The sequence below is a fragment of the Pseudoalteromonas luteoviolacea H33-S genome, assembly GCF_001625695.1.
GTDB lineage: Bacteria > Pseudomonadota > Gammaproteobacteria > Enterobacterales > Alteromonadaceae > Pseudoalteromonas > Pseudoalteromonas luteoviolacea_B.
The window spans coordinates 67439-88517 of sequence record NZ_AUXY01000061.1; the positions used below are offsets into that span (position 1 = coordinate 67439).

Genomic DNA, 21079 nt, shown 5'->3' on the forward strand with positions numbered 1-21079 from the left:
ACGCCAGAGAGCTGGCGTTTACCGTATAGGTTAAGCGAGATCTTCCTGTGTTTCAGTGTGATCCCTTTTATGATGCTCGGCTATTTCTTTTGCTAGCTCTTTCTTTGAACGCTTTTCCGTAAACTTCCTAGTTGTTAACCAGTAAAAGAATAACGGTACAAAGAATACAGCTAAGAAAGTGGCCGCCATCATGCCACCCATCACACCTGTACCAACACTGTGTCTCGCCCCAGCGCCTGCACCTGAGCTTAATACCAATGGTACTACGCCCAGAATAAATGCAAGTGACGTCATGATGATAGGGCGGAACCTTAACCTTGCGGCTTCTAATGCGGCGGCACTGGCACTCCAGCCCTGTTGGTGTTTCATTAATGCATATTCAACAATCAAAATGGCATTTTTACTTGCAAGGCCCAGTAGCGTGACAAGACCAATTTGGAAGTATACGTCATTGGTGAGACCTGCAACCCAAATTGATACTAAAGCACCGAAGGTACCAAACGGCAGTGCGAGTAGGACAGAGATAGGTAATGACCAACGTTCATACAAGGCGGCGAGTATCAAAAATACCATGACAACGGCAAGGCCCAATGCAAGCCCAGTTGTGCCAGAGCTACGTTTCTCTTGGAATGCTGACGCAGTCCATTCGAATGTCATATCAGGTGATAGAACTTCAGCGGCAATTCTCTCAATCTCTGCAATTGCTTGACCCGAGCTATATCCTGGCGCGGCGTTACCCATTAATTTTACAGCCGATAAATTGTTGTAACGGTGCAAGCTTTCTGGCCCACGCGAGAACTCAATATCGGTAAAAGCAGATATTGGCACCATATCGCCCTGGTTGTTTTTCACGTAGATACGACCAACATCCTGAGGTGACATTCTAAACTGTGCTTCTGCAGACATAATTACCTGCCACGAACGCCCAAACTTGTTGAAGTCATTTACGTAGTAATTACCTAAATTTGCAGCAAGGGCATTAAACGCAGAGTTGATATTGACACCCATTGCTCTGGCTTGCTCTCTGTCCATATGTACTTGGAGTTGAGGTGCATCAGGGCGCCACAGAGTTTGTAGTCCACCTAAAACAGGGCTTTGCTGAGCTGCATTCATCATCAATTGCATACCCTGTTTTAATTTTTCAGGATCTGCGCCAGTTTTGTTTTGTAGATAAAACTCAAAACCACCTGTAGAGCCTAAGCCGAAGATAGCTGGGGGGTTAAATGCCAGCACGAGTGCTTCTTTGATATGCGCGGTTTTCATAAAGAGCTCGCCAACAAGTGTTTTTGTATCGACTTCGCGCTCATCCCAGTGTTTTTGGGTAATAAATAGAGTTGCGGCATTATTTTTGTAGCCACCACCTAAAAAGTCGAAACCGGTAAATGCGACAACATTTTCATTGGCTGGGTTAGATTGTGCTGCTTCAATGACTTGTTTGGTGACCTCCGTTGTGCGCTCTAACGAAGTGCCATCTGGTAAGAATACTGCACTGATGTAAAAGCCTTGATCTTCATCTGGAACCAGTGAACCTGGCGTTTTTTCCCACATAAACAGGGTGGTGCCTACCATTGCTGACATGAGCACAAAACCTAGCGCACCACGGCGGATCATAAAGCTCACCGAGCCGACGTATTTTCCAGTTATGCGCGTGAACCAATCATTAAACCACAAGAAAAAGCGGGCGGTTTGCTTGTCTTCATGTTTTAAGATTAAAACGCACAGTGCTGGCGTCATGGTTAAAGCGACAACACCAGACAAGCTCACAGAAATTGAAATAGTGATGGCAAATTGTCTGAATAGCTCGCCTGTTAAGCCACCTAAAAAGGCAATTGGAATAAATACTGAGCAAAGTACCAATACAATCGCAACCACCGGACCACTGACCTCTTCCATTGCTTTGTAAGCGGCTTCACGGGCACTCACTCGCTGTTCATGCATAATACGCTCGACGTTTTCAAGCACAACGATGGCGTCATCGACGACGATACCAATCGAAAGCACCATGCCAAATAAGGTGAGTGTATTGATTGAATAGCCGAGCATGTAAAGTCCAGCAAATGTACCTAGTAAGGATACGGGTACTGCAAGGGTTGGGATTAAGGTTGCGCGCCAGTTTTGTAAAAACAGGTATACAACTAAGAACACCAACACCATGGCTTCTACTAAAGTGATCAACACTTCACGAATGGATACTTCCACAAAGCGCGTTGTGTCATAAGAGTTGATATGAGCAAGACCTTGTGGAAACTGCGACTTGAGTTTTTCTATCTCGTTTTCAACTTCTTTGGCAACGTCTAGCGCATTGGCACCTGGTTGCAAGAATATGCCCAGTAGAACAGCATCTTTACCATTGATCGTACCGTTGAAGTTATAATCTTTTGAACCGAGCTCAACGCGAGCGATGTCTTTAAGTCTTAAGGATGAACCATCGGCGTTTGCGCGAATAATGATGTTGTCAAACTCTTCAGGCGTTGATAGTCGCCCTTGTGCAGTGACACTGTATACTAACTCTTGAGGACTTGCAGATGTGGGGGTTGCGCCAATGCTGCCTGCGGCATATTGTGAGTTTTGCTCACGAATCGCACTTGTGACTTCCTCTACCGTGACCTTTAACTGGCTCATAAGATCAGGTCTAAGCCAAATTCGCATGGCATAATCACGGGCACCAAATATTTGAACATTAGTCGTACCAGGGATACGTTTAATGTTATCCAAGATATTCATGGTGACATAGTTTGACGTCCATAAGCTTGAACGGCTGTTGTCAGGAGAGTAGAAGGCGTGAACCTGCAAGAAGCTGGACGAGCCTTTGGCTACAACGACACCTTGACGCCTTGTTTCTTCAGGTAATCGAGCCTCTACTTGCTTTACTCTGTTATTGACATCAACAGCTGCTTGGTCAACGTCAGTGCCAATTTCAAATGTCACTGTGATGGTGGTTGCACCGGCACTGCTGCTGATTGACTCCATATACATCATGCCTTCAACACCTGTGATGGCATTTTCTATGGGGGCCGCAACAGTTTGCTCTAGCACATCCGCAGATGCACCAGGATATACCGCCGTAACTTGAACTTGAGGCGGTGAGATTTCAGGATATTGTGCAACAGGCAAAGTACGCATTGCTGCGAGGCCCGCCAGTACTATCACAATTGAGATCACAAAGGCAAAAATCGGCCGATCGATAAAATATTTAGAGAACATAGGGCTTATTCTCCTTTAGCCGCTACGTTAACTGGCATGCCGGGGAAGAATATACGGGCCATTCCTTCAACAATAACTGGTTGATTTGGTTGCAGTCCCGAGCGAATAACCCACATATTTTGACCATCTAGTTGCACCCACTCGCCAACCTCAACTGGTGCAGGTAGAGCCACTTTCATCCCTTGCTCATTATCTGCTGCGATATAGACGAATTTACCCGTTCCATTATCCAAAACAGCACGTTGCGGCACCACGATTGCTTGGTTTCTAACTGCACCACTCAGTTGCACACGCACAAATTGCCCAGGTCTTAATTCACCTTTTGGGTTGGCAATACGAGCTTGCAGTTCTGAAGTGCCGGTAAACCGGTTGACTCTGACATCTGAGAAGTTAACTTTACCTTGCTCAGAGTAAGTGGAGCCATCTTGCAAAATGATGGTGGCGTCAAACTCGTTATTCTTTGGCAGGGTTAACGTACCAAGTTCAACATCTTTTCGCATTGCTAGCTGCTCTCGCTCTGAGAAACCAAAGCGTGCTCTCATAACACTGGTGTCTGTCAGTTCTGTAAGAAGTATGGTTGGACCAGAGATGTAACTACCTTGAGATTCTTTTTCACGACCAATAATACCTGACACTGGCGCTTTTACTTGTGCGTATTCAAGGTCAAGTTTGGCTTCGTTTAAAGCGACTTTTGCAGACTCTAAATTAGCAAGTGAAATATCGTAAGCTGAAACGGCATTATCGAAATCGCGCTTAGAGACTGAACGCTCATCTTTAAGCTTTTCTAATCTATCTCTTTCACGTTTCGCTTGTGCCACATTTGCTTCAGCGGCATGGAGATCAGCTTGTGCTTTTTCAAGTTCGAGCTCGAATGGTTTTAATTCGATGGTGAACAGGGAATGTCCAGCTTTTACGTATTGTCCTTCATCAAAGTTTCTGGATTCAATCAGCCCTGATACTCGAGCACGTATTTCAACTTCTTTGTCGCCAAGAAGTGTCGCTGGTAATTCAATTTTAAACGGTACGCTTTGTGTTGAAACATGAGTCACACTGACTTGAGCAGGTTGCATACCAAATCCTGCTTGTTGCTGTGGAGCTTCTGAGCAAGCACTTAACATGCCTGCTGTGAAAAGAGCTAAAGAAAGGTGTTTAACTTTGCTTTTGAATGATGCTGGATACATGAACACTCCAAATCCTATTAACTATCGTGCTTCCAAACTGTCGCTGGTATTGCTCATCACAGTTTAGCTTACTACCTTGTATAAATTATTCCACATAGGGTATTAGTGGACAGATTGTCCATTTGATACCTTCCTCACACCAAAGTAAAGGTTATAAACTCGACAACCATACAAGTAAACGCTAGTGTATACTTGTTTAATATAAAGGTAAACGGTGTCGTGTACTTTTTATTTTATAGATAAACGCAACCGTATACTTTTTATTGTCCCGATAATTGGTTAAACTGGTGTTAATTGTTAAAAGTGAGAGAAATAAATGACGCAATTGTCAGCCAAACAGCAAGCAATCGTTAGTGCCGCGATAGAACAATTTGCGCTAAATGGGTTGCAGGCCACAACAATGGAGGCGATTTGCCAAAAGGCTGAAGTATCAAAAAGGACTTTATATAAGCACTACCCGAATAAAGAAGCGCTATTTGATGCTGTTGTTATTTTACTTATTGAAAGAATAGAGCCATTAACTGCAATTCAGTTTATTCCAAATTATGACTTTGAAGTGCAATTAAAACATTTAGCGACCAGTGTTGTAAGCTTGCTGTGCGACCCTGATTATATCCGGTTATCCCGTATTGTGATGATTGAGTCAATGCGAAGTGAGACACAAGCACATCGATTAAATGAAAAATTCAGTCACTGTGAGCAGTCAATGGTAGTGTGGTTTGAAGAAGCATCCAGTGCAGGATGCTTAGGCGATCATGATGCCCATTTTGCTGCCGCCTTTTTTTGGGGTGGCTTAAAAAGGCTCACATTTTGGGAGATGGCCATCAGGTGGCAGCCTCCCGTAGATGAGCAACAACTTGAAGCATTTATTGAACAAGCCTGTAAATTATTTTGTCGTGGTGTTAGTCCACGCCAATAAAACCACCGGTTTGATGTGCCCAGAGTTTGGCATATATGCCATTTTGCTCAAGTAGCTCTGAGTGTGTTCCTTGCTCTACAATGGCGCCTTGTTCAAGCACAATTAATCTATCCATCTGGGCAATGGTTGATAATCTATGCGCAATAGCAATCACCGTTTTATCTTGCATTAACTCATCTAAGCTGGCTTGGATTGCCTGTTCAGACTCAGAGTCTAAGGCAGAGGTGGCTTCGTCAAGCACTAAAATTGGTGCATCTTTTAAAAGGACTCTAGCAATGGCAATACGTTGCCTTTGGCCACCGGATAGTTTGACACCACGCTCACCAACTTGGGCATCTAGACCTTGATTGCCATGACTGTCCTCAAGGTCCCAAATAAAAGAACTTGCTTGCGCTTTATTGATTGCCTGTAGTAGTTCGTCTTCTGTTGCATCAGGCCTGCCATATAAAACATTGTCTCTAATGCTGCGGTGTAACAAAGCAGTGTCTTGTGTCACCATCGCGATTTGCTTTCTTAAGCTTTCTTGTGTGACTTGAGAGATATCTTGGTCATCAATCGTAATCTTACCTTGTTGAATATCGTAAAATCTCAGCAATAAATTGACTAAAGTTGATTTACCAGAGCCAGAGCGACCAACAATGCCAATCTTTTCACCGCTTTTAATTTCTAAGGATAAGTTATCAAAGACTGAGTTCGTCAACTGTTTATCTTGGCGTTTATATGCAAAAGTGACATCTTTAAAGTCAATGCGTCCTTTTGTGACAATGAGTTCATTGGCATTGGGCTTATCGGCAACCTCTATTGGCTTTGATAGCGTATTCATACCATCTACGACAGTACCGATATTTTCAAATAAGCTACTTATTTCCCACATGATCCATTGCGACATGCCGTTTAGTCTCAATGAAAGGCTGATTGCAATGGCAATTTCACCCGCAGAAATCACATTGTGTGACCAAAGATACAGTGATAGCCCGGCAATGGAGAAAACTAGAAGGTAATTTAATACTTGGATGCTGACATTAAGGCTGGTAACAAGCCGCATTTGTCGATAAACCGGCTGCATGAACACATCCATGCTGCTTTTAGCATACTCTTCTTCTCGTCTTGTATAGGAAAAAAGCTTAACGGTAGAGATATTGGTATAGCTATCTACGATCCGCCCAGTCATTTCTGAGCGTGCATTGGCTTGCTCTGAAGAGACATGCTTTAAGCGTGGTAAAAAGTAAACTTGAACACAAATGTAGAAAAATAACCAAATAAATAGCGGTATCAATAGCTTTATATCGCTGCTACCAATCAGTACAAGTGTCGCGCCAAAATAAACCACAATGTAAACCAGTACATCGAGCAGCTTCATGACCGCTTCTCTGATTGCTAAAGAAGTCTGCATTAATTTGGTGGAGATCCTGCCAGCATAATCGTCTTGATAAAATGACATGCTTTGCTTTAACAAATATCTATGTGCCAGCCATCGAATTGACATAGGGTAGTTACCGAGCAAGCTCTGGTGTAAAAAAGCGCTGTGAACAAAAACCAATAAAGGGATAGCGATGAGAGTGATCAGTGCCATGATAAGCAAGGTATCACTTTTGTCATTAAAGAGCTGCTGTGGATCCATAGTTTGCATCCAATCTACCAATGTACCCATAAAGCTGAATAGGGTAACTTCTAATGTAGCAAGTAAAGCTGCACACACAGACATAATAATCAGTGGGTATTCCATGCCTCGACTATAATGTCGACAAAAAGCATACAGGGAGTTTGGTGGCTGGTTGGCATCTTGGGATGGGAAAGCATCGGTGAGCTTTTCAAACAGCTTATACATTACACATCCTTATAGTTTTCATTATGTGCGATTCACTTTGTTAAGTGTATCGAGAGTAACAAATAATGGTGTGTATAAGTATAGGTGTCAATGAAACGGTTTAGTTAAGAGAGGGAGTGGTTGTGGGCAGAATCAGTTTATAAGGTGAGTGGCTTACTCACCTTAAATAATTAAGTCGGTAGAATTTTATGCTTGTTCATCTTCCACGTCGTGGCCATACGTTTTGCGCATAATCAGTACGTAAGCGTTTGTGAATGCTTGTTCTTGGTACTTTCTTAATCCTGTGTCGGCATAATCAACAGGGACTGGGTTGCGCTTTAATTGCTCTTTCACTTCAGTTGCATTTAATAAATGTACTTCAGTGTTAGGAATAAGCTGAAAAGCCGCTTCCATTTTAAAGCCAGCAGCACTGCCTGCAAATTTACCTTTATGCGCTCTTTGACGAATAGCGATGGTATCGATTTGATAGTCTTCAACTAGTTTTGACACATCAAAATGAAACTTGCGCATTGCTTCTTGATCTTGGCCGATGTTTGCCAATGTGAAGCGAGTTTGTCGAATATCCCTAATGTCGAATACGTCGTTCTCTTTTGATAAAAGACAAAGCATTGCTTCGCTACCAGTAATTTCAACACCTAATGTTCTCATTATATTTTCCAATTTATACCTAATGGCAGGGATAATAGCATAGCTTGTTTATTAAATTGTAATTTCTATCGCAATTGCAGCGTGATCTGAATATCTTATGTCCTCTTCGTCTCTTTTTGGGTCCAAATGACTCGCATAATTGTGATAAGTGAGCGAGTTGACACGGGTATTTGGGTCTCTGGGTGAAAACTCTTTGGATGCTAAAATGTAGTCTAATACGTTGCCTTCGCCATGAAAATAATGCGTTGGAGGCTTAACCCCGAGTTCTGGCTGATTGTCTGAGATAGCAAAGCTTTCGAATAGGCCAACAGTTCCTAATTGACTTGATTCACTGACAAGAGGGAATTGCTCAGTCATGAAAGATAGAGCGGGGCTGGTAATATGTGCATTGAAGTCGCCCATTACTAATGTTGCTGAGCTTTTTTCTCTTTGGGTTTTTAGTGCATCGTAATACACAATAGAGGCTTCTAAAGAACGGGAGATTTGAGACTGCATTGTGCCGACCGTTTGATTAAGCATAACCAGGAATGGATCTTCTTGATCGGGGTCCCCTAATAGCTGTGCCATGGAATGGACACGCTGAGATTTAAAATGCACCGCATAAATGGTTAAGAGTCCAAACCCTTCTAAATCAAAGGTACACTTAATGGGGGTTCGATTAAATTTAAAGTTTGCGAGGTTATTTAAATACTCTAATAACTCATGGCAAGGCTCTAAAGGTTTGCATTGTTTAAATGGAACTTTAGAAGCAATCGCGACAACCGGGTTGAAAAGTACATTTGGGTATACGGCATCCGGTTTAGGTGAATCTACGGTGGCAAAGTATTTAAGCCCTAAATCCTCGCAAATTGAGGCTAAAATATCTGGGGCAAAGACTTCTTGAAAGACGATGACGGTGGGGTCAATATGTTGAATCAGGCCCGTGATAAATTGCGTTTTAGTGGCCCACTGGGTGTCATTATAGGTTTCCTCTGGTTGATAAAATGCATAAGGAGGCGATGCAAAATTCAAAAGATTGAAAGACGCAAATTTGAAAGTTTTTCGCTGCTCCATAAAAATCCCTCTGTTTTCCATTAATAATGACTATTTTATCTTAGTCTTTTCCTTGCAACTCGTCACGCATCAGGTCACAATAGCCGCAGGATTGAAAGACCCCAGTCAAATTTAGCATACCACTGAATAACCAATGCTTATTCGTAAAAGCGTTGATGGGCAACACTAACACTTAAAATTGATAATAGATACATGTGACGCGGCGTAGGTGTCACCACTGTAAATAGGATTAAAAATGCCAGTAATTACTCTTCCTGACGGCAGTCAGCGTATTTTCGAAAACCCTGTTTCTACTCTTGATGTTGCTAAAGACATCGGCCCTGGTCTTGCAAAAGCAACCATTGCTGGCCGTGTTAACGGTGAGCGTGTCGATGCATGTGACATCATTGAACAAGATGCCAATCTTGAAATTATTACCGCAAAGGACGATGACGGTTTAGAGATCATTCGTCACTCATGTGCGCACTTAATTGGCCACGCGGTAAAGCAACTTTTCCCTGAAGCTAAAATGGCGATAGGTCCAACTATCGACAATGGCTTTTATTACGACATCGACATGGAGCATTCACTAACTCAAGAAGACCTTGATGCTATTGAAAAGCGCATGTTACAGCTTGCAAAAACAAACTATGATGTTGTTAAAAAGAAAGTAAGCTGGCAAGAAGCACGAGACACATTTGAATCTCGCGGTGAAAGTTACAAGATGGAAATCTTAGACGAGAACGTTGCTAAAGATGACCGTCCGGGCCTATACCATCACGAAGAATACATTGACATGTGTCGAGGTCCTCACGTGCCAAACATGAAGTTCTGCCAACACTTCAAAATTATGAAGGTTGCAGGCGCATATTGGCGTGGTAATGCAGACAACAAAATGCTTCAGCGTATCTACGGTACAGCTTGGGCAGATAAAAAGCAGTTAAAAGCATACCTTAAGCGTTTAGAAGAAGCTGAAAAACGTGACCACCGTAAAATTGGTAAAGCATTAGATTTATGGCACTGGCAAGAAGAAGCGCCAGGCATGGTATTCTGGCACAACGATGGTTGGAGCATTTATCGCGAACTAGAAGACTTTGTTCGTGAAAAATTGCGTGAATACGACTACGAAGAAGTCAAAGGTCCATTGATGATGGACAGAGGGCTGTGGGAAAAGTCTGGTCACTGGGATAAGTATTCAGATGCAATGTTCACGACTGAATCTGAGAAGCGTGAATATGCAATCAAACCAATGAACTGCCCAGGTCACGTACAAATCTTCAATCAAGGCTTGAAATCATACCGTGATTTACCATTGCGTATGGCTGAGTTCGGTTGTTGTCACCGTAATGAGCCGTCAGGTGCGCTACACGGCCTAATGCGTGTCCGTGGATTTACTCAAGATGACGCCCATGTATTCTGTACAGAAGAGCAGATCATGGATGAAGTTTCATCTTGTATTAAAATGGTCTACGATACGTATGAAACATTTGGCTTTGAAAAGATAGTTGTAAAACTTTCTACTCGCCCTGAAAAGCGTATTGGTGAAGACGAAATGTGGGACAAAGCAGAAGCAGCACTTGCTGAAGCGCTTAAATCTAATGACATTGAGTTTGAATACCTACCGGGTGAAGGTGCGTTCTACGGACCTAAGATTGAGTTCACATTGTACGATTGCCTAGAGCGAGCTTGGCAATGTGGTACAGTACAGCTAGACTTTGCGTTACCAGGTCGTTTGGGCGCGACATATGTCGCTGAAAATAACGAGCGCAAGACGCCTGTTATGATCCACCGCGCGATTTTAGGTTCGATTGAACGTTTCATCGGTATTTTAACCGAAGAGTATGCTGGTTTCTTCCCAACATGGTTAGCACCAAAACAGGTTGTTATCATGAATATCACGGATAAACAGGCTGATTATGTCCAAGAAGTGGTGCAAAAACTAAATAAACTTGGAATAAGAGCTTGTGCTGACTTGAGAAATGAGAAGATTGGCTTTAAAATCCGCGAGCATACTTTAAAACGTATACCTTATTTACTTGTTGTTGGCGATAAAGAAGTCGAGCAACAAGAGCTAGCAGTAAGAACGCGCAAGGGCGAAGACCTTGGCAAATTCTCTGTTGATGATTTTGTCGCTAAAATTAGCGAAGAAATTAAAAACAGAGTATAACTTTTGAAACCCGTGCGGCAAACATATTTACAACAGTGCCGCACGTTTAATTTTGGATTTTTTGGAGGAACGTACCATTAGAGGCGGCAAAAAAGGGCAAACTACTGCTCAAAAGAATCGTATCAATGATGAAATCACAGCGAAAGAAGTTCGCTTAATCGATGCTGAAGGTGAGCAAGCGGGCATTGTCTCTACGAGAGATGCGCTAGCGCAAGCAGAAAACGCAGGTTTAGACCTTGTTGAAATCAGTCCAAACGCTGAGCCACCAGTGGCCAAGGTAATGGACTATGGTAAGTTCGTTTTTGAAAAAGCAAAATTACAAAAAGAACAGAAGAAAAAGCAAAAGCAGATCCAGGTTAAAGAAATTAAATTCCGTCCTGGCACTGACGAAGGTGACTACCAAGTTAAACTTCGTAACTTGCGCAAGTTCTTAGAAGGTGGCGACAAGGCGAAAATCACCATCCGTTTCCGTGGTCGTGAAATGGCTCACCAAGAAATCGCAATTGACATGCTTAACCGCTTAAAAGCAGATTTGGAAGAAATCGCTCAAGTTGAGTCTTTCCCAAATCGTGTTGAAGGTCGTCAGATGGTTATGATGATGGCACCTATTGCAAAAAAAGCATAAGTCAGGCATAATTCGCGCCGATTTTTGAAAGAATTTAACACAGGTATTGAAAGTACTGAGATTTTTAATCTTGAGTCACCTGTGTTAACCGGTAATAAGTAAGCTGTTTGTTTCATTCATCTTCGCCGGAATAGGGTGTAAGTTGGGCCTTAAAAGTGATGTTCGCATCCGCCTACTTGCATATATTAAACGCAATATCATTTGGAGTTATTGCAATGGCTTATAAGCTAAAAACACACAGAGGTGCTGCAAAGCGCTTCAAAAAGACTGCTTCAGGCGGTTACAAGCGTAAACAGTCGCACCTTCGTCACATTCTGACTAAGAAGTCTTCAAAGCGTAAACTACACCTACGTGCTAAGTCTATGGTTCATAAGAATGACCTAGGCCTTATCGATCGTATGTTACCATTCGCTTAATAGAGGATATCAGAAATGGCAAGAGTTAAACGCGGTGTTATCGCACGTGCACGTCACAAAAAAGTATTAAAGCAAGCTAAAGGTTACTACGGAGCACGTTCACGTGTTTACCGCGTAGCGTTCCAAGCTGTAACTAAAGCTGGTCAATATGCATACCGTGACCGTCGCGCTAAGAAACGTACTTTCCGTCAACTATGGATTGCACGTATCAACGCTGCAGCACGTCAAAACGGCCTATCTTACAGCCGCTTCATTAACGGCCTTAAAAAGTCGTCAATTGAAATCGATCGTAAGATCCTAGCTGATATCGCAGTATACGACCAAGTAGCTTTCACTGCTCTAGTAGAGAAAGCAAAAGAAGGTCTTGCAGCTTAATTTATTAATTAAGTATAGCGATGTTTAAAAGGAGCCTTAGGCTCCTTTTTTAGTTCTTATCTACAGTTAACATATGCGTTTAGCTGTATCCACGTATTTCATATTACTATCTATTTTTAAGTAGTAACTTGTCCAACCAACGTGAACTTAAAATACGTTTTAAGTAACCCATCAAATAAGTCGGAAACGTCACATAATATCTAGCTTTCGCCTTTGGCGACTCAATCGCATGTAGTAGCTTGTCGTAGACAGCTTCTGGGCCGAGCGTGAACTTTTGTGGTGCTGTTTGTGCTTTAAGTCTCGTTAGCTGCGCTTGATACTCATCTTTATGGTAACTGGATCCGATATCAATATGTTGTTCAAAAGCTTGGCGGGCATTTTTTCTAAAATCTGACAGGATTGGGCCAGGTTCTATCAGGCTGACTTGAATATCTGTCTCAGCAAGCTCCATTCTCAGTGTGTCAGTCAGTCCTTCAAGTGCAAATTTACTGGCATTGTAAGCACCACGGTAGGGCAGTGCGACTAATCCGAGCACAGAGGAATTTTGTATAATCCTACCTTGGCCCTTTTGACGCATATGCGCAACGGCAAGGCGAGTTAATGTGTGCCAGCCGAAAAAGTTGACTTCAAATTGCTGTCTTAAAACATCTGTAGGTAAGTCTTCAACTGCCCCAGGCTGGCCATATGCACCGTTATTAAAGAGCACATCGAGTTTTCCATCGCATAGTTCAAGCGCTTCTTCGAAGCCTTGGTATATCGAATTATCGTCTGATAGGTCGAGTAAGATGCAAGGTATAGCTAATTCTTCAAATATCGAAAGGTGTTTTGGGTCCCTGACTGAGGCAATAACTTTGTACCCAGAGTTATGCAGTGTTTTTGCACAATACAAACCTATGCCGGTAGAGCACCCTGTGATTAAAATACTTTTACTCATTGGTTTCGTTAAACTTTCCTTAAGTTGACCGCGTCATCGTGCGGTTAACTGTGAATTTTTGTTGAATCACCGCACATTGTAAGCCGTTAAATAAAATATTGATATAATCAACTTTATACAAAAAAGACACAAAGAATGTTTATGAGTTTAGGTATTGTTCTGCTTTCCGCAACACTTAATTTGAATAGTCATCTCCCTCCTTTGCAGCCATGGCAGGGCCAAAGTGAGCAGCTAATGCAGCAAGAGGGACTTTTAACAACAGACTTTGAGTTAAGTGGCGGATTGGAGTCCCCAAATTACAAACAAACGAACGCATTTATAAAGCGATTAGTTGCATCAAACCCAACGCAGTTTAAGTCGATTAAAATTGGCACAAGCGATCAAGGAAGAGACATTAATATGCTCTTGGCGGTCGAAGATAGCCAATTTACGCCTGCGATGATGAAAAACAATAATAAGCCAACGGTCTTGATCCAAGCAGGTATTCATGCGGGAGAAATCGATGGTAAAGATGCCATGTTTATGTTGCTTAGAGATATCGCCACAGGAAAGCGCCGCGATATTTTGAGCAAGGTGAATATATTGTTTATTCCGATTTTAAATGTCGATGGTCACGAAAGAAGTAGTGAGTTTAATCGTATTAATCAACGTGGCCCAATCAACATGGGCTTTAGAACCAATTCAAAAAATTTAAATTTGAATCGCGACTATACCAAATTAGAGACGCCGGGTGTGCGCTCGGTCTTGAAAGTGATCAATGATTATGCACCATCGCTATATGTTGATGTGCATGTAACGGATGGTGCGGATTACCAATATGACGTGACCTATGGCTTTAATCCCAGCTTTGCGAGTGAATCTCCTGCGATTGCAAAAGTGCTAGAAGAGCAGTTTACGCCGATTATTGATAAAAAACTGACTGAGCAGGGCCATATTCCAGGTCCGCTGGTGTTTGTTATGGATAAACGAAACCTTAAAAAAGGACTAGCTGGTTGGGTTGCCTCGCCAAGGTTTTCAAATGGCTGGGGGGATGTTAAAGGACTGCCTACTATTTTAGTTGAGAATCACTCATTAAAGCCATATAAACAACGTGTGTTGGGTACTTACGTATTTATTGATGGTGTGATTGACGCATTGGCGCAGCAGTATAAGGCGTTGGATAAGGCAATTGAAACGGAAAAGCATAACCACCCAACAGAACTCGTTGTTGCTAGAGGTTACAGTCAAGAAGCGGATTACATAAGCTTTAAAGGGATTAAATATAAAAGCTTTGAAAGTGCTTTGTCTGGGCATCAGGAAGTGAAGTATCTCGGTGAACCAGTTCAATATGACAAGCTTCCGGTTTATTGGCAAAAAGACGTTAAGTTGACCGTTAAAGTGCCCGATGCTTTTTATATCCCACCTGAGTACTCGACTTTAGTTGATAAGCTTGTTTTACACGGTATAGAAGTTGAAAAGCTTGCTGCAGATGTGTCATTGGCTGGGTTGACTCAGCTTAAAGTTGATGAGCATACGTTCGCAAAAACACCATTTGAGGGGCGTTTTAGAGTTGAAGCATCTTTCACTTCAACCGTACTCGAAGATGGGGTTAGGCTTGCTGGTTGGACGAAAGTATCGACTAAACAAGATTATTCTGAACTGGTTACGCATTTGCTTCACCCGGCTGCGCCAGATTCATTTTTTGCGTGGGGTGACTTCCACAGCATATTTCAACGCACAGAATATGTTGAAAATTATGCACTTGAGCCATATGCTAGGAAGATGTTAAAAGAGAGTCCTAAGCTTGCTTTGGCATTTGATAAAAAGATCCGCGAGGATAAAAAGTTTGCCAAAAGCGATAAACAAAGGCTTGAATGGCTGTATGAAAAAACACCATACTATGATCAAGCTTATTTAAAGTATCCGATTTTACTTTCGTATGCGGAGCAGTAACATGAAAGTTTTAACAATACCTGTTACGCCGTTTGCGCAAAACTGTCGAGTTATTGCTTGCGACGAAACAGGAAAAGCTGCCATAGTAGATCCCGGTGGGGATGCTGAGAAGATAATTGCATTAGTCAAACAACATAATCTCAGTATCGAATTTATCCTGCTCACTCATGGCCACTTAGATCATGTTGGTGCGAGTCAGCTACTAGCCAAAGAGTTCGGTATAGAGATTGTTGGCCCGCATGAAGAAGATAAGTTTTGGCTTGATGGCTTACCCATGCAAGCGCAAATGTTTGGTTTTGCGCCACACGATGCTTTTTTGCCTCATAGGTGGTTAGATGAGGGAGATGTTGTTGCGTTGGGTAAGTTGCAGTTACAAGTAAGGCATTGTCCAGGACATACACCTGGACACGTGGTCTTTTATGAACCTGTAAGTGCGACAGTACTGGTTGGTGATGTGCTGTTTAAAGGTTCAGTGGGGCGTACTGATTTTCCTAAAGGAGATGCCTCACAACTTAAGCACGCTATTAATACAAAGCTTTTTACTTTAGATGATGAAACTAAAGTAATGAGTGGTCACGGAGAAGATACCACTATAGGGTACGAGAAGCGTAATAACCCATTTATGAGCGGTCGCTTTGGGTAGTGCTACGTGAATAGCGTAAAATTTAACATTAAAATATAAAGAAAAATATGTCATTAAATCAAGTTGATCGTCAGATACTAGCGTTGTTACAGCAAGATGCGAGTTTGTCCACAGCAGAAATTGCAGACAAAGTAGGATTATCGCAATCTCCTTGCTGGAGACGTATCGCCAAATTGGAACAAGATGGATTCATAAAAGGAAAAGTTGCGCTATTAGATGAGAAGCAACTTGGCTTTGATATGTTGGTATACGCACATGTCAAATTGTCCAATCACGGTCGCAGCAACCTTGCTGAATTCGAAAAGCTCATCATGAGCTATGACGAAGTGACCGAGTGCTATACCATGGCTGGTACTATGGACTTTATGCTTAGAATTGTGTCCAAAGGGATTGAAGGTTACGAGCTGTTTGTTCGTGATAATTTATTAAACCTTGAATATGTGCAAGAAGTTCACTCTAATGTGACCATGACATGCGTTAAACGCTCAACCGCCTTGCCAATCATATAGTGTCATACAGACATCTCAATTTAACACTATAATGTATCATGTTTGTTAAAAGCGCTGGATTTTGATAGGATCCAGCGCTTTTCTGTCGTAGTAAAAACACTTGGGGATATAAATGTTTAATCTTATAGGCAAAGCGCCAAGCTCTGCTAAGAACGACGTGCTTTCTGGTTTAACCGTTGCATTAGCATTGGTGCCAGAAGCGGTCGCATTCGCATTTGTTGCACAAGTCGACCCGCTGGTTGGTTTGTATGCAGCATTTATCGTTGGATTGATAACGTCAATTTTTGGCGGTCGTCCAGGAATGATTTCAGGTGCAACTGGTGCACTTGCAGTAGTTATGGTAAGCCTTGTGGTTGAACATGGCGTTGAATACCTCTTCGCCACCGTATTACTAATGGGTATTTTACAAATATTGGCCGGTATATTTAAGTTAGGCAAGTTTATCCGAATGGTGCCGCATCCGGTTATGCTTGGCTTTGTCAATGGTTTGGCCATTGTTATTTTCTTAGCGCAATTAGGCCAGTTTAAAGTCATGGATGAGTCAGGTACTCTTCAGTGGATGCAAGGCTCAGAGCTTTATATCATGGCGGGCTTGGTTGCATTAACCATGGCCATTATTCATTTCCTGCCAAAGCTGACAACGGCTGTGCCGTCAAGCTTAGCAGCTATTCTAGTTGTGACGGGTATTGTAATTGGCTTTGATTTAGATGCGCGCAATGTACTTGATTATCTTAAAGACATGAGCGGTAATGTAGATGCGACAATTGCGGGTGGTTTCCCTGCATTCCATATCCCAGACGTACCTTGGAACCTTGAAACGCTTAAAATTATCTTCCCATATGCACTTATCTTGGCTGCTATCGGCTTAATTGAATCACTACTGACATTAACACTGATTGACGAAATCACAGAAACTCGTGGTAACAGTAACCGTGAATGTGTTGGTCAAGGTGCTGCAAACGTAACGTGTGGTGTGTTTGGTGCGATGGGTGGTTGTGCGATGATTGGTCAATCTATGATCAATATTAACTCAGGTGGTCGCAGCCGATTATCTGGTATTACAGCAGCTTTATTATTACTTGGCTTCATTTTATTTGCGGCGAGCTTAATTGAGATGATCCCACTAGCGGCACTTGTTGGTGTTATGTTTATGGTTGTACTTGGTACATTTGAATGGTCAAGCTTCCGTTTAATGAAACGTATCCCTAAGAGTGACGCGTTTGTGATTGTGTTGGTATCTGGTGTGACTGTGATCACGGACCTTGCGATTGCGGTATGTGTGGGTGTGATTGTCTCTGCGCTTGTGTTTGCTTGGGAGCACGCGAAGCACATTTACACAAATAACTATATCGATGATGAAGGCTCTAAAGTATATGAGCTACACGGCCCACTATTCTTCGGTTCAGTGAAAAACTTCGCAGAATTGTTTGATGTTGCTAACGATCCAGGTGATGTGATTGTTGAATTCAAGCATAGTCGCGTTGCGGACCATAGTGCTATTGAAGCCATTGATGTGCTAGCTGAGAAATATACTAAAGCAGGTAAAAAACTGCACTTACGTCACTTAAGTGAGGACTGTAAGCAGCTACTTGATAACGCATCAGATTTGGTTGAAATCAACGTGATTGAAGACCCTAAATACAAAGTGGCTTCAGATAAGCTAGCCTAAGTATTAATGAATTAGACAAGCCCGCTCAATGCGGGCTTTTTTATTGTGATCACATTACTATCCCGGTATGTTATGTATTGGATGACCTTTACCAATACACGTGTACATGTTTGCAGCAATGATCTAAAGTAGCCTGTAATTAAATTTTAAAAACACAAACCATGAAAACAAAACTTGTACTCTCGATAATTGCTATGGCATGTTTGCTCAGTGGCAATGCGATTGCTGATAGTAATACAGTGACGGTAAAAACCTTAACAAAAACATCGCAAAGCTGGGATGGCACACCTTTACCAGCATACCCTCAAGGCAAACCGGAAATTACACTGCTAGATATTCATATTCCAGCAGGCACTGAGCTGCCGCTGCACCTTCACCCTGTCATTAATGCGGGCGTTGTGTTATCTGGTGAGTTACATGTTACTAAGCCAACTGGTGAACAGCTCATTCTAAAATCAGGAGAGCCTATTGTTGAGCTAGTAAACCAGTGGCATAAGGGCAAAGCGGTGGGGAAAGAAGATGTGCGCATCATTGTGTTTTATGCTGGTGAGCAAGGTAAAGATATTACGGTGAAAAAACACTAACGATACTCTTTGAAAAGCGAAGCACTTATACCGTTAATAAGTGCTGAGTGTGCTCAACTAAATACTCATAAAGTGCACGTATTTTTGCATTTTGCTTGAGATCCTTGTGGTAGGTATACCAAAGGGCGCCAACGTTCTCTGTACATAGGAGCGGGCAGCCATCTAACCTCACTAAATTTGAATGCTTAATGGCATCATTCTCAGAGAGTGGCCCTATGCCCATGCCGCTTACAACAGCCGACTGTATATCTGAAAATTGATTGCTAGTGTACACAATACTGTCGTTTTTTAAGTGTTTGATCACTTGGTTGATAAACGGAATATGATGTTTTGAACTGTCGGGCATTAGCCAATGGAATCGATTAAACTCATCTTCGCTTTGCGGCAAGCCATATTCTGACATGTAATCTTTTGAAGCAAAGTAAGACATTTTTATTGAGATCACATGCTTGGCAATTAAATCAGGTTCTTTTGGTTCAGGGCCTGCCCGTAATGAAACATGAATATTGCCACTTTGCGGCGGGATAACTTCATCGGTGGCCAGTAGCTCTATCCTGACTTTTGGGTATTGCTTTCTGAACTGTTGCATTGCTGGTACTAACAGGGGAGAGTAAGAGGTCACGGTTGTGATGCGTATTTTGCCACTAAAATCTTGTTGAATGCTCTGGAGAGTGTCTTCCAAAGCGATAAACTGGGTGTTTAGATCTTCGAGAGTTTCACTCATTATCTGGCCAGCGTCCGTAAGTTGATACCCTCTTTGATGTCGGATAAACAAAGTCACATTAAGTGCGTCTTCCAAACGATTGATATGCCGCAATACGGTGGTATGGTTACACTTTAAAATAGTCGCAGCTTTTGCAAGCGAACCTGCCTTTGCAACGGTATGGGCAACTTTAAAATCATCCCAATTCAATTTCTGCATAAATATAATATTTTTCACTTCGTCTAGATCTTGAGTATATATTTTTTTGCACAATAGTTCTTTAATTTGTGCACTACTCAATGTCACTAATGCGCGGTAATCTAGTCTCAGTTTTTAAAGGTGTGGGTTTCATATGCTAAAAAATAGCGATCAGGGTTATGGTTGGGTAAGCATCACCGTGCATTGGCTCATGGCTGTGGCCATCTTTTTCATGTTTGGTCTTGGATTGTACATGGTTGAGTTAACCTATTATGACGCTTGGTATAAAGGGTCATTAGATTTACATAAATCGCTGGGCATCATATTGATGGGAGTGTGGTTGTTTAGAGTGGCATGGCGACAGCTAAATACAAAACCAAAATCGCTATCTGGACCAAAGTTAGAACAGATTGCTGCGAGAGTAGGACATCAGCTTTTATATGTGTTGATGTTACTTCTTTTACTCAGTGGTTATTTTATCTCAACCGCAGATGGTAGGCCGATAAGTGTATTTGAGCTGTTTGAAATCCCAGCAGTACCTTGGTCTTTTGACAACCAAGAAGACATTGTGGGCGATATACATTTTTGGCTTGCATGGAGTTTAATCGGATTTGTGGCTGTGCATATGTTAGCAGCACTGAAACATCAATTTATCAATAAAGACGGCGGCTTAAGTCGTATTTTAAAAGCATCAAAATAACGTATTTTAATTTATTTATAGAATATTTAAGGGCAAATTATGAAAAAGGGTATCGTGAGTGCGGTATTAGCAACAGGCTTATTAATGGCTGGAACAGCGAACGCAGCCGAGTACAAAGTAGATAAAGCCGGTGCACATGCATTTATCAACTTTAAAATTAAGCACCTAGGCTACAGCTGGCTAACAGGTCGGTTCAATGATTTTGATGGTAAATTTAGCTATGACAAAAACAAGCCTAATGAGTCTAAAATCGATATAGTGATCAACACAGCAAGTATTGACTCAAACCATGCTGAGCGTGATAAACACCTACGTGGAAAAGATTTTTTGAACGTAAAGAAATTCCCACAAGCAACCTTTGAAAGCACCAAGTATGAGCAAGTAAACGACAAAGAAGCTAAGTTAACAGGCTTACTAGAGCTGAACGGTGTAAAAAGAACAATTACATTCCCAGTTGAAAAAATTGGCGAAGGGCAAGATCCTTGGGGTGGCTACCGTGTTGGTTTTTCTGGCGAAACATCACTAAAATTAAAAGACTTTGGGATCGACTATAACTTAGGTCCAGCATCAACACACGTGACGCTTGAATTACATATTGAAGGTATTCGCCTTTAAGCCTCAAGTACATTTGGATAAGTTGGGTTAGCTGAGGTCGTGTAGCTGAAGTCTTTGGTGAAATGATCTTTGCAACTCTGAAATGCACAACTGCATTAAACTGGGTTCCAAGGCCCAGTGGAGGGAAGGCAACAATACCTTGGATCGTAAAAAACTTTTCTCAAAGTTTATTAAGACAGATAGAATCAAAGCAATCA

The 21079-nt window shown here is 42.1% G+C and carries 19 protein-coding genes; 12 read left to right on the forward strand and 7 right to left on the reverse strand.

Translation table 11 applies throughout. The annotated features are described in order from the left end of the window. Positions 1-30: 30 nt before the first annotated feature. Both N477_RS08305 and N477_RS08310 read right to left on the reverse strand, forming a co-directional pair. Positions 31-3204 carry an efflux RND transporter permease subunit gene (locus tag N477_RS08305; RefSeq protein WP_063360817.1) on the reverse strand — a complete coding sequence of 1058 codons (3174 nt, stop codon included), beginning with the start codon at positions 3202-3204 and terminating at the stop codon, positions 31-33. 5 nt (positions 3205-3209) lie between these two features. Beyond that, positions 3210-4385: an efflux RND transporter periplasmic adaptor subunit gene (locus N477_RS08310; protein WP_063360816.1), complete on the reverse strand. Its 1176-nt coding sequence runs from the start codon at positions 4383-4385 to the stop codon at positions 3210-3212. Between the two features lie 316 nt (positions 4386-4701). Between N477_RS08310 and N477_RS08315 the strand changes: the two genes are divergently transcribed. Continuing rightward, complete coding sequence (locus N477_RS08315; protein WP_063360815.1) at positions 4702-5304, forward strand: TetR/AcrR family transcriptional regulator; 603 nt, start codon at positions 4702-4704, stop codon at positions 5302-5304. On the opposite strand, the gene N477_RS08320 is transcribed toward N477_RS08315, so the two are convergent. The 3 genes from N477_RS08320 to N477_RS08330 all read right to left on the reverse strand — a co-directional run bounded on the left by N477_RS08320 (position 5288) and on the right by N477_RS08330 (position 8833). Beyond that, positions 5288-7132, reverse strand: a complete 1845-nt coding sequence (locus tag N477_RS08320) for an ABC transporter ATP-binding protein (RefSeq protein WP_063360814.1) — start codon at positions 7130-7132, stop codon at positions 5288-5290. The genes N477_RS08315 and N477_RS08320 overlap by 17 nt on opposite strands. 186 nt (positions 7133-7318) lie before the next feature. Continuing rightward, positions 7319-7780 (reverse strand): DUF3010 family protein, encoded by a 462-nt coding sequence (locus N477_RS08325; protein WP_063360813.1) that lies wholly within the window; start codon positions 7778-7780, stop codon positions 7319-7321. A 51-nt stretch (positions 7781-7831) separates the two neighbouring features. Beyond that, positions 7832-8833, reverse strand: coding sequence for an endonuclease/exonuclease/phosphatase family protein (locus tag N477_RS08330; protein WP_063360911.1), 1002 nt, complete (start codon positions 8831-8833; stop codon positions 7832-7834). 235 nt (positions 8834-9068) lie between these two features. On the opposite strand from N477_RS08330, the gene thrS reads away from it, so the two are divergent. From thrS to rplT, 4 genes are all read left to right on the forward strand, one after another. Beyond that, positions 9069-10979, forward strand: coding sequence for a threonine--tRNA ligase (thrS, locus tag N477_RS08335; protein ID WP_063360812.1), 1911 nt, complete (start codon positions 9069-9071; stop codon positions 10977-10979). 61 nt (positions 10980-11040) lie between these two features. Continuing rightward, positions 11041-11604 carry a translation initiation factor IF-3 gene (infC, locus tag N477_RS08340; protein WP_081216365.1) on the forward strand — a complete coding sequence of 188 codons (564 nt, stop codon included), beginning with the start codon at positions 11041-11043 and terminating at the stop codon, positions 11602-11604. 215 nt (positions 11605-11819) lie between these two features. Next, positions 11820-12020 (forward strand): 50S ribosomal protein L35, encoded by a 201-nt coding sequence (rpmI, locus tag N477_RS08345; RefSeq protein ID WP_023398350.1) that lies wholly within the window; start codon positions 11820-11822, stop codon positions 12018-12020. Positions 12021-12035: 15 nt separating this feature from the next. Then, a complete protein-coding gene (rplT, locus tag N477_RS08350; RefSeq protein ID WP_023398349.1) occupies positions 12036-12395 on the forward strand; it encodes a 50S ribosomal protein L20 in 360 nt (119 codons plus the stop codon). A 106-nt stretch (positions 12396-12501) separates the two neighbouring features. On the opposite strand, the gene N477_RS08355 is transcribed toward rplT, so the two are convergent. After that, positions 12502-13329, reverse strand: coding sequence for an SDR family oxidoreductase (locus tag N477_RS08355; protein WP_063360811.1), 828 nt, complete (start codon positions 13327-13329; stop codon positions 12502-12504). 141 nt (positions 13330-13470) lie between these two features. Here N477_RS08355 and N477_RS08360 point away from each other — a divergent pair, with 141 nt between their 5' ends. The 5 genes from N477_RS08360 (at position 13471) to N477_RS08380 (ending at position 18666) form a co-directional block, all read left to right on the forward strand. Continuing rightward, entirely contained in the window at positions 13471-15261 is a 1791-nt protein-coding gene (locus N477_RS08360) for a M14 family metallopeptidase (RefSeq protein WP_419555236.1), read from the forward strand. A 1-nt stretch (position 15262) separates the two neighbouring features. Next, a complete protein-coding gene (locus N477_RS08365; RefSeq protein WP_063360809.1) occupies positions 15263-15904 on the forward strand; it encodes an MBL fold metallo-hydrolase in 642 nt (213 codons plus the stop codon). 47 nt (positions 15905-15951) lie between these two features. Further along, positions 15952-16413, forward strand: a complete 462-nt coding sequence (locus N477_RS08370) for an Lrp/AsnC family transcriptional regulator (protein ID WP_023398345.1) — start codon at positions 15952-15954, stop codon at positions 16411-16413. Between the two features lie 112 nt (positions 16414-16525). Beyond that, positions 16526-18082 carry a SulP family inorganic anion transporter gene (locus tag N477_RS08375; RefSeq protein WP_063360808.1) on the forward strand — a complete coding sequence of 519 codons (1557 nt, stop codon included), beginning with the start codon at positions 16526-16528 and terminating at the stop codon, positions 18080-18082. Positions 18083-18243: 161 nt separating this feature from the next. Then, a complete protein-coding gene (locus tag N477_RS08380; RefSeq protein WP_063360807.1) occupies positions 18244-18666 on the forward strand; it encodes a cupin domain-containing protein in 423 nt (140 codons plus the stop codon). 25 nt (positions 18667-18691) lie between these two features. Here N477_RS08380 and N477_RS08385 read toward each other — a convergent pair whose 3' ends face one another. After that, a complete protein-coding gene (locus N477_RS08385) occupies positions 18692-19588 on the reverse strand; it encodes a LysR family transcriptional regulator (protein ID WP_063360909.1) in 897 nt (298 codons plus the stop codon). Between the two features lie 133 nt (positions 19589-19721). Here N477_RS08385 and N477_RS08390 point away from each other — a divergent pair, with 133 nt between their 5' ends. Both N477_RS08390 and N477_RS08395 read left to right on the forward strand, forming a co-directional pair. After that, a complete protein-coding gene (locus tag N477_RS08390; protein ID WP_063360806.1) occupies positions 19722-20267 on the forward strand; it encodes a cytochrome b in 546 nt (181 codons plus the stop codon). Between the two features lie 39 nt (positions 20268-20306). Next, positions 20307-20882 (forward strand): YceI family protein, encoded by a 576-nt coding sequence (locus tag N477_RS08395; protein ID WP_046355062.1) that lies wholly within the window; start codon positions 20307-20309, stop codon positions 20880-20882. Positions 20883-21079: the final 197 nt, after the last annotated feature.

What these genes read in the sequence shown, in the direction of transcription:
- N477_RS08310 (WP_063360816.1), bottom strand. Translation starts at nt 4,385, where the DNA reads ATGTATCCAGCATCATTCAAAAGCAAAGTTAAACACCTTTCTTTAGCT.
- N477_RS08390 (WP_063360806.1), top strand. Translation starts at nt 19,722, where the DNA reads ATGCTAAAAAATAGCGATCAGGGTTATGGTTGGGTAAGCATCACCGTG.
- N477_RS08380 (WP_063360807.1), top strand. Translation starts at nt 18,244, where the DNA reads ATGAAAACAAAACTTGTACTCTCGATAATTGCTATGGCATGTTTGCTC.
- N477_RS08315 (WP_063360815.1), top strand. Translation starts at nt 4,702, where the DNA reads ATGACGCAATTGTCAGCCAAACAGCAAGCAATCGTTAGTGCCGCGATA.
- N477_RS08305 (WP_063360817.1), bottom strand. Translation starts at nt 3,204, where the DNA reads ATGTTCTCTAAATATTTTATCGATCGGCCGATTTTTGCCTTTGTGATC.
- N477_RS08395 (WP_046355062.1), top strand. Translation starts at nt 20,307, where the DNA reads ATGAAAAAGGGTATCGTGAGTGCGGTATTAGCAACAGGCTTATTAATG.
- N477_RS08370 (WP_023398345.1), top strand. Translation starts at nt 15,952, where the DNA reads ATGTCATTAAATCAAGTTGATCGTCAGATACTAGCGTTGTTACAGCAA.
- N477_RS08385 (WP_063360909.1), bottom strand. Translation starts at nt 19,588, where the DNA reads ATGCAGAAATTGAATTGGGATGATTTTAAAGTTGCCCATACCGTTGCA.
- N477_RS08360 (WP_419555236.1), top strand. Translation starts at nt 13,471, where the DNA reads ATGAGTTTAGGTATTGTTCTGCTTTCCGCAACACTTAATTTGAATAGT.
- rplT (WP_023398349.1), top strand. Translation starts at nt 12,036, where the DNA reads ATGGCAAGAGTTAAACGCGGTGTTATCGCACGTGCACGTCACAAAAAA.
- rpmI (WP_023398350.1), top strand. Translation starts at nt 11,820, where the DNA reads ATGGCTTATAAGCTAAAAACACACAGAGGTGCTGCAAAGCGCTTCAAA.
- N477_RS08355 (WP_063360811.1), bottom strand. Translation starts at nt 13,329, where the DNA reads ATGAGTAAAAGTATTTTAATCACAGGGTGCTCTACCGGCATAGGTTTG.
- N477_RS08375 (WP_063360808.1), top strand. Translation starts at nt 16,526, where the DNA reads ATGTTTAATCTTATAGGCAAAGCGCCAAGCTCTGCTAAGAACGACGTG.
- N477_RS08330 (WP_063360911.1), bottom strand. Translation starts at nt 8,833, where the DNA reads ATGGAGCAGCGAAAAACTTTCAAATTTGCGTCTTTCAATCTTTTGAAT.
- N477_RS08365 (WP_063360809.1), top strand. Translation starts at nt 15,263, where the DNA reads ATGAAAGTTTTAACAATACCTGTTACGCCGTTTGCGCAAAACTGTCGA.
- thrS (WP_063360812.1), top strand. Translation starts at nt 9,069, where the DNA reads ATGCCAGTAATTACTCTTCCTGACGGCAGTCAGCGTATTTTCGAAAAC.
- N477_RS08320 (WP_063360814.1), bottom strand. Translation starts at nt 7,132, where the DNA reads ATGTATAAGCTGTTTGAAAAGCTCACCGATGCTTTCCCATCCCAAGAT.
- N477_RS08325 (WP_063360813.1), bottom strand. Translation starts at nt 7,780, where the DNA reads ATGAGAACATTAGGTGTTGAAATTACTGGTAGCGAAGCAATGCTTTGT.